Raw genomic sequence first — 8,964 nt, forward strand, 5'->3', positions numbered from 1 at the left:
ATAAGAAAATGTTTTGAAGGAAAATATTTGGATAATGTTCTATATTATGAAGTGTTGCAAAGAGCTTGTTTTAATTTATAGATTTCATTGTTTTAAGATAGATTTTGATTCAGTAAAACTCAAACAGACACTAAGGTCTTATGGAATCTTGTTTAATATTAGTGCTATCTTTCTTTTTCTTTCGTCTAAAAATGGTATTGAAACTCTTGCTGTACACTACCCCCACGCCATAGTTCTGATTGGCTGAGTTGGAAGCTCCCCCCACTAATCCGATATTAGAAGGCTTGGAGTAAATCCTCAGCAATCTGGTTTTATCATTGTTTTTGCTCCAATCGTATTCTACAATCCCCTCGCCTGATAGGTAATTGGTCTCTGTAAGTTCGCTACCTCGGGAGAGTGGTACTCCCATTCCTGTTTTTATATTGACTCTTGGGGAAAGATTGAAACTTAGGCTGGCATTGGCTCTATCGCTAATGTTAGAAGATTGGTCGCCTTTCAAATAATTCAAATCCACCTGAACCTCGTTGCTGATGGTATTGAATACAGAACCCAATTGCTTGAAAAGCATATTGTAGCCTGAGCTTTCTAAGGTTCCTCCTAAGTCCACATCAAGACCTGTGTTCTGAGTATTAAAGGCATTCATCACAAGAATAGAGCCAAATTGGATGACTTTCTCATCTTCGTTCATCATCTTATTAGCTAAGGTTTCACGCAACTGGCTGGTAAGATCTGGGGCACTTACCCCAAGTTTAATTTCAGGGCTATTGAGCCTTCCATCTATATCTACCGTGAGAAGAACGCTTACAGGTGGCAAGGTGGTTCCTAAATAGCTGCCCGCATTAGAAACTGTTCGCATATAATCTGCCTTGATATCTAAGGCAGGTGTCATTGCATCGCCATCCCATCTTATTTTGCTTCCTCTATCAATTTGGAATGTTCTATCCAAAATAGCTTTGGATACAAAAGTGCCATTATCTACTTGATAGCCTCCATTCATAGAGATATTGCCGTTGCGTTCCATTCGGAATCTGAGTGGATTGGCCACCCCTCTTACGCTAATATTCCCCACATCGGCAGGCAGCATTACATTCACTGTAGTACCTTTGTCCACCGCTACATTGAAGTCCAAATTCATATTGGCACCACTTTTTTTATTTTCACCAGATACAATAGCTCCTGTTTCATCTTTTTCAAGGAAACGAAGCATTTTAAACTCATCTACTCCCGAGGTAGAGCCCGCATTGAAGGTAAACATACTATTATTAAGTGCCTTGAAAGGATCATTAATATCGGTGGAAATATTGAGTGCAGATACAGGTCCTGAAACATACAAGTTGCCCTGCCCATATACTCTTCCCCAAAACAAATCAAAATCTTTCTGCTGGGTATTAAGTACCGTAAGGTTATCCGCACGCATAATGAGGTTGACTGCCATAGATGCCAAAGTTTCAAACTGAATGGCTCCAGAAATGGTGCCGCTAGAATTGGCTCTTCCATCTTTTATTCTAATGTCATTCAGCACTGCTAATCCCTTGGATAAAGGAATTACAGTATCATCAAAGGAATAATCTACTCCTGTGAAATTGAGCTTCAATCCAAAACCGCTCAATGCAATATCTCCACTATAGTCCACATCATTGATAGGCCCTGATATGGACAAGATGCCATTGGCTTTTCCTCGCATATTTCCAAACACGCCTTTTACAAACTGCTGAGAAAATGCAAGATCAAAATCCTTCATATCCGCTTGGATGTCAAGCGTAGGTGTTTTAGGATTATTATCAATAATTCCTGTCACAGAGAGTTTATTATCCCCTATAATCCCTGCCGAAGCCACGCTTGCTTCTACATCAAAAATATTAGGCTTATCACTATTTTTAACATTAATATCGATATTTCCCATATCCCTACCATCCATAGAAATTTCATTAACATTGAGGGTAATTAAAGGTTCCAGATTACTTTTGTTCATAGCAATATCAAAAGTTCCATTGGCGATACCTTTGATGTTCATTGTATTGCCATCGCTTTGCATTTCCATTAGCTTAGACAACTGAAGATTATGGATTTCCCCTTCAACCTTAAAATCTGTCCCCGATTGGAAAACACCTTCTTTAATAAGAATAGAGCTATCATCAGAATACACTCTAAAATTATGAACTAAAATATTCCCCGTTTTCTTCTTGTAAACAATAGAATGATTCAGCTCTTCACTGGTATCTATCTTCCAAGTGATATTATTGAAGGTCATCTCCGTAGGCTCAAATTGCACAACATAATCCCCTGTCGCATTGATGCTTTGGTTAAGATGAATGGCATAGTCTTTCATATTACCATTGAGTTCTTCCTCTGGAGTTCCGTGGAAAAATTTAGCCGAAAGGTGTAGGGTTTTGTTATCATTATTTCGACCTGTAAGGGCTACGCCTCGGAAGATGTGCTCGCCATATTTTGCTCTTTCAAGTTTCACAAAGATTTGCTCTTCTTGATTCGCGGTATTGATTTTTAATACCAAATCTTCAGCATCTAGCGTTTCTGCCACCTGCTTATCTTCCTCAGTAGTTGTTCCTTGTAACTCTGCTAAGGTTTTATTAACCGATTGAGCATCTTTCTCGGATAGACGATAGACTAAATAAGGAGCATCTGCATTCAAAACCAAGTGATTACCATCTCCATCATAAGAGCCTGACACCCTTACACCTTGCGGAATATTGAGATTTGGTACAAAATAATTGACCAACCCCTGCTGAATGTCCAATTCTACATTAAAACTCTGCCCTTTATAAAGTTTTCTTGGTGGTAAGCCTACCAAAATTTTATCCAACCCGTTTTGTACCATTCCGCTAAGGTCTCCTAGCTGGTATTTTCCTGCAATTCTTCCATTGGCAGCACCTGGGGCATTCAGCTCTATGATACGATTGCCATTTCCCATATAGGCTTTAACATCCGCATTGGGTATGGTGTAAGTTTTATGATTAGAGCTAAACCGAATCCCTTTGAGATGAGCGTCTAAATCTAAGTCATTAATATTAGACATTGCTATTTTTCCTTGAATAACTCCACTCACACTCTGTGCATTAGACTGTCCTGTAAAATAGCCGAGGTTTAATTTTTTGATATCCGCATTGATATCTGCTGCCAATCTGGAGGTTCTGAAATCGACAAAGCCATCTACATTGGCAACCGCCTGAGCATCATCAATCTGAATCAATCCTTTATAAGTTCTCTTATCCAGTAAACCATCTAAATGAAGCCGATGGATGGTTTTATCCATAATCTCAATAGATGCAATATTAGCATTGGTCTTTATCACCATCTCATTCACATCAAAACTTTGCCCTTGAAGATTAAAATCCCCCGAAATTAATCCTACCTGTGGTGATTTGGTAATGACCGCTGTATTCAAATCTTTAACATTGAAACGACCTCTATATTTAGGCATCTGTGTGCTGTAATCTTCCAAATAAAAATCAGAAATACTAGCCTGCCCTATGCCCGCTACCAAATTGCCTTCGGATACAAAAATTTGCTCTGGCATTACCCGCACCGCACCATTATATTTTAATCTCCCAAAATCATCGGCAAAGTTTTTCATCTTTGTAGCAATGAAAGACGGCAACATTTCCTTTAAGGAAACATAGGTAAAATCGGTGGACAGTTTATCGGTTTCAATAACGAATTTCCCGTGAAGCAAATTGGTAAACCTAATGTAGGGCGTAGCGATGGTGTTTTCTTTATTTCCCAATACAAAGTTTTTGAGGTTAAAATTATTGAGCGTGCCACGCATTTGCCCAGAGGTATTTATAGGCTTATAATTGTCCCAATGGGTTACAAAATAACTGATATCATACCCACTGATTTGGCTACCTTGCTGCAAATTCATTTCCCAACGCACTCTATCGGTGAAATCTGCCCAAGAGCCATTGTTCAAATTGAATTTTAAATCCCCTTGCAATAAGGTATGGTCGGTATTTAGAGTTAAATCTTTCAGAGAAAGAAAGCGTTTGGTAAGCGCCAAATCTGTGCTAAAAGTATCTACAAAATGAACCTTTCCCCAGCGTTTGGTTTTGAAAGTAAGATTATTAATTCTTGCAAAAACATCAGCACCATTCACCTTTACCGAAGGAGCTAAAAGATTGAAATCGTGAGCATAGAGCCATTTTCCTTTATCTCCCTCACTGTTCATATTAATGATGGAAACTTTAGAATTAACAATCTCTAAACGAGAATCTAGCTGGAACGGTGGTTTTTTAGGGTCTCGGGGTTTTCCAGAATCAAAATTGCCAATATACTTAATGAAATTGGAAATGCTATCGCCCTTGTAAGTAATCACTTTGATATCAGCATCTCTAAGCTGTAGTGCATCAAAGCTGAGATGGTTGTTTTTCTTTCTTACCAAGCCATTCACCAGTTCTATCCAATTAGAATTGGCTCTAAATTCTCTTATTTTGATAAAGTCAAGCCCTTTTTCATCTTTTATTTTAAGCCCTTTAATGGTAATATCGCCAAAATAATCTACATCCACACTCTCGGTGGTCATCTGAGCTTTAAAGTCTTGGTTTAATAAGGCTAATGCTTGGTTGGCAGCCCATTGTTTGGTTATGCCAAGATTGATAACCACCGCAATGGTGACTACCAGAAAGAGTCCTATCCAAAATAAAATCTGCAACAATCTTGCCCACCAGCTGATGCTTACCACATCTTTAGCCGCCTGTTCTGTAAACTCTTTGGCGGTCTCTACGGGATGTTGTACGGCATCTTTCACCAGTTCTTTAGCCCCCTCTATGCTGATTTTATTTTCAGAGCTTGCTTTTTTATCTTTTTCTTTATCGTAATTATTCTCTAAATTTGCCATTGTTATGAACGACTCTACAATAATTTTAGGTATCGAATCTTCTTGCGATGATACATCGGCTGCCGTGATACAGGGAAGCAAAATCCTTTCCAATATCGCTGCCAACCAAGAAATTCACAATGAATACGGCGGCGTGGTTCCAGAGTTGGCCTCCAGAGCACACCAGCAAAACATTATCCCTGTGGTTCAAAAATCTCTGAACCAAGCAAAGATACAACAAAAAGATATCTCCGCCATAGCTTTTACCCGAGGGCCTGGTCTTTTGGGTTCTCTTTTGGTGGGAACTTCCTTTGCTAAATCTCTGGCAATGAGTCTTAATGTCCCCCTGATAGAAGTTAATCACCTGCAAGCTCACATCTTGGCTCACTTCATAGAAGATGCCAATCCAGAGCCACCAAAATTTCCATTTCTATGCCTCACCGTTTCGGGGGGACATACAATGATAGTTCTGGTGAAAGATTATTTCAAAATGGAAATCTTGGGCAAAACCATAGATGATGCCGCAGGCGAAGCGTTTGATAAAATTGGAAAAATTTTAGGCTTAGATTATCCCGCTGGCCCTATCATAGACCAACTTGCCAAGAAGGGCAATGAAAATGCGTTTCAGTTTAGCAAACCAAAATTAGAGGGGTACGATTACTCATTTAGTGGAATTAAAACCTCCGTGCTGTATTTCATTCAGAAAGAAGTGAAAAAGAATCCTCATTTTATCCAAGACCATCTGAATGACCTCTGTGCATCGGTACAGAAAACCATTGTAGATACATTGATGATTAAATTGGAAAAAGCCGCCAAAGACCTCGGCATCAAAGAAATTGCCATCGCAGGGGGGGTGTCTGCCAACTCCGCACTAAGGCAAGCAATGCACACCAAAGCAGAACAACTGGGCTGGAATATTTATATCCCAAAATTTGAATACACCACAGACAACGCCGCAATGATTGCAATGGTAGCCCAGTTAAAATATGAGCGAGGCTTGTTTACAGACCTTTCCATCTCAGCCTCTGCAAGGTATGATATGGAGCAAGATTTTTCTTAAAACATTTTTATTTATCATACAATGAAACTATTTTTTGGAACGATATATCCCGAAATCAAAATCCACGAAGAAGAGCAACAGCACATTGTAAAAGTGCTTAGAATGAAGTCTGGGGAAACCATTTTCCTTACCGATGGCGAAGGGCATCTGGCAAAAGGAGAATTGGAACTAGAAGGTAAAAAAGCAGTGCTGAAAAATGTGGAAATCCAAGAGAAGTTGAAAGGAAATCTCTCAAAACTGCACATTGCCATTGCTCCCACCAAGAATATAGACCGAACAGAGTTTTTCGTGGAAAAAGCTACGGAATTGGGCATTGATGAAATCACTTTCCTCATCACTGATAAGTCTGAAAGAAAACACCTTAACATCGATAAAATCCGAAAACAAGCCATTGCTGCCTCTAAGCAATCGCTTAGGGTGTATTTTCCTATAATCAATGAAGCTACCAAGCTTTCGGAGTTCATCAAAACCATTAATCCAGCACAAACTTTTGTAGCTCATTGCGATGTAAATTTCGATAGAATTGCCCTAAATGCCTTGCCAATAGCTCAGGATATGGTGGTGCTCATAGGGCCAGAGGGCGATTTTAGTCCGAAAGAAATCCAGATGCTTTCCGAGAAAGGAATTAAAGCCGTTAGTTTTGGATCTCAACGATTGAGAACCGAGACGGCAGGGATTTTTGTAGCCGCTCACCGACTAAGTATGCAAAATAAAGATTAAAATAAGCGAGGTCACCACTCAAATAAGCGAGGTCACCACTCAAATGAGTAAGGTCACCCCTTAAATAAGGAAGGTAACCACTAAAATAAAGAAGGTAACCACTAAAATAAGCAAGGTAACCACTAAAATAAAGAAGGTAACCACTAAAATAAGGATGGTAACCACTAAAACAAGGAAGGAAACGACTAAAATAAGCAAGGTAACCACTAAAATAAGGAAGGTAACCACTAAAATAAGCAAGGTAACCACCAAAATAAAGAAGGTAACCACTAAAATAAGCATCTTACCATCATAAAAATAGAATATTAAGTCTTAAATAATCAAATCAATAGAAATGAAAAGAAAAGTTTTGCTCATCTATACAGGCGGTACTATTGGAATGGAGAAAGATTACAGCACGGGGAGCTTGGTTCCGTTCAATTTTGAAAATATTTTCAGTAAAATTCCAGAAATGAACCTTTTAGACTGCGAGGTGGCGGTTCACTCTTTTGAAAAACCCGTAGACTCTTCGGATGTAGGGCCTAATGAATGGAAAAATATTGCTCAAATCATAGAAAAAGAATACCATCGCTATGATGGGTTCCTCATCTTGCACGGTACCGATACAATGTCTTACACTGCATCAGCATTGAGTTTTATGCTCAAAGGACTTCGCAAACCTGTGATTTTAACGGGGTCTCAGCTGCCCATTGGAGATTTAAGAACCGATGCTAAAGAAAACCTTCTGACGAGTCTTAACTACGCTTGTCTCTACGAAAATGAGGAAGCTGTGGTGCAGGAAGTAGCCGTCTATTTTGAATATAAACTCCTGAGGGGCAACCGCACACTGAAATATTCTGCAGAGTATTTTGATGCCTATCAAAGTCCCAATTATCCCATTTTGGGGCAAAGTGGCGTCCATCTCAACTATGATAGGGATGCTTTGTATCGCCCAGATGGCACTCCGTTTTCTGTAGATTTGCATCTTTCTCAAAATGTTTTGTTTTGGAGAATCTTCCCAGGAATGTCTATGGAATTAATCCCAGATTTACCGAAAATAAAAGTGCTTATTTTGCAAGTTTTCGGTTCTGGTACCATTTACAGCGATGCTTCTACAGAGAGAATCCTCCGAAAAATACGAGAAAACGGAACAGAAATCGTGGTGGTGAGCCAATGCGTTTCTGGAGGGATTTCTTTCGGAAAATATGAGAACAGCAATATTTTCAATAAGATAGGAGCCATCAGCGGAAGAGATATGACGGCGGAAAGTGCCATCACTAAGGCAATGCACCTTTTGGACAATCCTAATTATATAGGTACTTTCGCAGAAAACTTTGTTCAAAATCTAAGTGGAGAAATTTCTGAAGATTAATTTTTTTATTTTCCGAAAAATTTTCTACATTTGCAGTCTCAAAAAGAAAGGTGCTCGAGTGGTTGAAGAGGCTACCCTGGAAAGGTAGTATACGGGTAACCGTATCGAGGGTTCGAATCCCTTCCTTTCTGCGACTTATATTGATTATCAATCAATTGAACAACAAAGGAACTAAATTAGGGACTACTAGTTTGGTTCCTTTTTATTTTTAATTATGATTTATTCAAGTTTTGATTTTTAAATTACCCTCTATCAAATTGGGCAATCATTAATTTTAAATAGTTGATTTTCAATACTTGATTCATTTTATGTTAGAAATATTGGGAGGTAAAAAAAATCGTTTATTTTATATTTTCAATTAGAATAGATATACTTAGATTCAACTTATAAAAGTAACTTTCCGTTGTTATTAATCGTTTTCAAATATACTTGTTTTGGACTTAAAAATCCACTTTTAGGAATTTCTACAAGATTAACAAAGCGAAAACCTCATCGGCTTTCGCTTTGTTTTTAGAAAAGGCGTATGCGATACGCTTTTCTTTTTTTTAGGTTGATTTTCTTTTTTGAAAGATGTAGGAGCTTTTCCCCCAAGTGTAGGAGCTTTCCCTACAAGTGTAGGAGCTTTTCCCCCCAAGTGTAGGAGCTCTTCCTACAAGTGTAGGAGCTTTCCCTACAAGTGTAGGAGCTCTTCCCTCAAGTGTAGGAGCTCTTCCCCCAAGTGTAGGAGCTTTCCCTACAAGTGTAGGAGCTCTTCCCCAAGATGTAGGAGCTGCTCTTCCTACAAATAAAAAAACGGAAACCAATGTTTCCGCTTTTTACAGTTATTAAATTACCTTTTGTCTGCAATGCCAAACTCAAGCCAGCCAGCCTGTGGGATAGAGAGCTTCACTACTTTTTTACTTTCTCTTAGCTGAGTGGTAAGCGTTTCAAGTGTTTTGTTAAGCTCATCGGTTTTGGCTTTTAGTTCGGCTTTCAATCGTTCTTGCTCATCATTTAGTTTGA

6 protein-coding genes and 1 tRNA gene are annotated in these 8,964 nt (G+C 38.9%); 4 read left to right on the forward strand and 3 right to left on the reverse strand.

The window, feature by feature from the left end:
- Nucleotides 1-130: 130 nt before the first annotated feature.
- On the reverse strand, nt 131-4,852 hold the full coding sequence (locus tag ACFFUE_RS02505; RefSeq protein WP_376832542.1) for a translocation/assembly module TamB domain-containing protein: 4,722 nt from the start codon (nt 4,850-4,852) through the stop codon (nt 131-133).
- 4 nt (nt 4,853-4,856) lie between these two features.
- Here ACFFUE_RS02505 and tsaD point away from each other — a divergent pair, with 4 nt between their 5' ends.
- Nucleotides 4,857-5,891, forward strand: a complete 1,035-nt coding sequence (tsaD, locus tag ACFFUE_RS02510) for a tRNA (adenosine(37)-N6)-threonylcarbamoyltransferase complex transferase subunit TsaD (RefSeq protein ID WP_376832544.1) — start codon at nt 4,857-4,859, stop codon at nt 5,889-5,891.
- 21 nt (nt 5,892-5,912) lie between these two features.
- Entirely contained in the window at nt 5,913-6,611 is a 699-nt protein-coding gene (locus ACFFUE_RS02515) for an RsmE family RNA methyltransferase (protein ID WP_376832546.1), read from the forward strand.
- Nucleotides 6,612-6,671: 60 nt separating this feature from the next.
- Here ACFFUE_RS02515 and ACFFUE_RS02520 read toward each other — a convergent pair whose 3' ends face one another.
- On the reverse strand, nt 6,672-6,893 hold the full coding sequence (locus tag ACFFUE_RS02520; RefSeq protein WP_376832548.1) for a hypothetical protein: 222 nt from the start codon (nt 6,891-6,893) through the stop codon (nt 6,672-6,674).
- Between the two features lie 52 nt (nt 6,894-6,945).
- On the opposite strand from ACFFUE_RS02520, the gene ACFFUE_RS02525 reads away from it, so the two are divergent.
- Both ACFFUE_RS02525 and ACFFUE_RS02530 read left to right on the forward strand, forming a co-directional pair.
- Entirely contained in the window at nt 6,946-7,962 is a 1,017-nt protein-coding gene (locus tag ACFFUE_RS02525; RefSeq protein WP_376832550.1) for an asparaginase, read from the forward strand.
- 44 nt (nt 7,963-8,006) lie between these two features.
- Nucleotides 8,007-8,093, forward strand: a tRNA-Ser gene (locus ACFFUE_RS02530).
- A 414-nt stretch (nt 8,094-8,507) separates the two neighbouring features.
- Here ACFFUE_RS02530 and ACFFUE_RS02535 read toward each other — a convergent pair.
- Entirely contained in the window at nt 8,508-8,765 is a 258-nt protein-coding gene (locus ACFFUE_RS02535) for a hypothetical protein (RefSeq protein ID WP_376832552.1), read from the reverse strand.
- Nucleotides 8,766-8,964: the final 199 nt, after the last annotated feature.

It is taken from the genome of Bergeyella porcorum (genome assembly GCF_042427575.1).
Lineage (GTDB): Bacteria > Bacteroidota > Bacteroidia > Flavobacteriales > Weeksellaceae > Bergeyella > Bergeyella porcorum.